At 55.7% G+C, this 1,134-nt stretch carries 1 protein-coding gene; it reads left to right on the top strand.

Annotated elements, in window-relative coordinates; genetic code table 11:
* Positions 1-709 precede the first annotated feature (709 nt).
* Positions 710-1,134: hypothetical protein (locus V6D20_24725; GenBank protein ID HEY9818987.1), on the top strand; the 425-nt coding region annotated here is incomplete at its 3' end.

The following is a 1,134-nucleotide window of genomic DNA, read 5'->3' as shown; positions in this document are numbered from 1 at the left end:
AGTCGAAGAGGTAAACTTTACATCCCTACGTAGATCCTAATTCTTCAGTCTATGAAGTCCCCTGAGTGGCTACAGACCATGGCCTCCTTCCTAGAATGGGCTGTCACTACCATATCTGGCGTACCTCCAACACAAGCTCTTGCACAATCATAAAACGCCCTACTCTCTCTCACATAACTTCTTGAACCTGCATTACGTGTGGATATGAGGGGTGATTACAAACTTGATTGCAGCCACGAATCCAGCTGAACAGTTTCTTGTTACACTCAACTTGGAAAATCCATTCCAACTGATGGAAAACTTTGAGGCATTAACGGTATTGCAGCTTCGTAGTCGTCTTTCAGAGCTAAATTTGCCGACCAAGGGTCGAAAGGCTGCGTTGGTCGCTAGATTGCAAGAAGCAGTCCCTTCAGGGAAGAGACCATTGGACGCACCTGTATCTGCAGCAAAGAAACAGAAATCAACAGATGCTGGGACTTCTTCCAGAAGCAGTCCCCGAATAAGGACTAGTACTCAATCCAATCCTACACCGACAGAAAGGCCGGAATCTTCAACCAAGGAAGTACCAACAAGAACAGAGCAACACTCTTCCGTTGAATCGGGCATTGCCAAAGGGGGATACACCAAAACAGCGTCACCTCCTGCACATGGGAAAGCCAGTGGTGTACAGACGGTAGCAGAGGCCAGCGGACAGGGAGGTAGCACCAACGTGGCCACAACAAGCCCAGAGATCGAGGCAGCAACGCCCCTAGCAGCGGCGAAGAAGGCCCAGGCAGTGCCGAGAGCAGCTGCGCCGCTGCCGAAGGTGCCGCCGCCACCGTGGCCGCCCATGCAGCCTCAGCCGGCAGACAGTGAGCGCACGGGGAGTACACAGAGAGCAGCGCACGCGCGCAGTGATGGCGCAGAGAGATTCAGAAGAGAAGCCGACTTGCGAGAACGCCCTACCCCGGCCTCCGCCCAACTCAAGCGCACCCCCAGCCCAAGGGGCAGCCCTAGCCAAGCAGCCAGCCCTGGCTCAAAGGGCAGCCCTAGCCTGCGGGGTAGCCCTAGGACTCCTCGCAAGAGTCCTGGCGTGCTGCGGCGCTCCAGCGGAGGAGGAGGAGGAGGAGGAGGAGGAGGAGGAGGAGGAGGAGG

The sequence above is a fragment of the Candidatus Obscuribacterales bacterium genome (assembly GCA_036703605.1).
In the GTDB taxonomy this organism is placed as follows: domain Bacteria; phylum Cyanobacteriota; class Cyanobacteriia; order RECH01; family RECH01; genus RECH01.
This window is presented reverse-complemented; position numbering and strand designations above follow the sequence as displayed.